We start from the raw sequence: 834 nt of genomic DNA, 5'->3' as shown, positions 1-834 counted from the left end.
GGGAGTGCTCGCTGAACTGTGTCAGCAGGTTTTATTCGATGCGATGCGATTTGATTCGTTCTTCAAAGATAATGCTGAACTGATTAATGATCTCTTTCCAATTATAGGTCGTCGTTTCCCATTTAATCTGCAAATTCTGGATCACTAGATAGACTAACTTTTGTAAAGCCACATCCGAGCTAAAAGCCCCTTTGGTCTTGGTCACTTTGCGTAACTGACGGTGATACCCCTCCACCGTATTGGTAGTGTACATCACCTTACGAATCGCGGCTGGATAGTCAAAAAATGGCGACAACAACTCCCATTTCTCCACCCAAGGTTGGATCGCTTTGGGGTAAGCTGAGCCCCATTTTTCCTGTACAACCAATAGGTTTTCTAAGCCTTGCTCCCGATTAGGTGCTTGATAAACCGTTTTCAGGTCGTTGGCCAGTTCTTTCAATAACTTGTCGGGTACGAAACGGAAAGAGTTGCGGAGTTGGTGAACAATGCAGAGTTGCACAGTAGTAGCCGGAAACACATTGGCAATGGCCGTATCAAACCCTTTCAAGCCATCTACACAGGCAATCAAGAGATCTTCTATTCCCCGTTGTTTAAGATCCGTCAGCACCGTCAGCCAGAATTTAGCCGATTCACTCTCAGCGGTGTAAATGCCGAGTACTTGCTTTTTGCCTGACAGACTCAGGCCGATCACGCTGTAAAGTACTCGGGTGACCACTTTACCATCCTGACGCACTTTGTAATAAATGCCGTCTAGCCACACCAAGGTGTACAGACTTTCCAATGGCCGGTTCTGCCACTCCCGCATGGCCGGGATGACTTTGTCTGTAATAGCAG

1 protein-coding gene and 1 other annotated feature (1 of these 2 only partly in view) are annotated in these 834 nt (G+C 46.9%); the gene reads right to left on the bottom strand.

Annotated features, from left to right (window positions below):
* Positions 1-13, top strand: a sequence feature (16S ribosomal RNA rRNA prediction is too short); it begins 587 nt to the left of the window's first position.
* A gap of 18 nt (positions 14-31) precedes the next feature.
* Positions 32-834, bottom strand: an 803-nt coding sequence (locus tag GJR95_RS41395) for an IS256 family transposase (RefSeq protein ID WP_162392056.1), incomplete at its 5' end; no start/stop codon positions are given.

Origin of the sequence: Spirosoma endbachense, from assembly GCF_010233585.1 — a bacterium.
GTDB classification, from domain to species: domain Bacteria; phylum Bacteroidota; class Bacteroidia; order Cytophagales; family Spirosomataceae; genus Spirosoma; species Spirosoma endbachense.
This window is presented reverse-complemented; position numbering and strand designations above follow the sequence as displayed.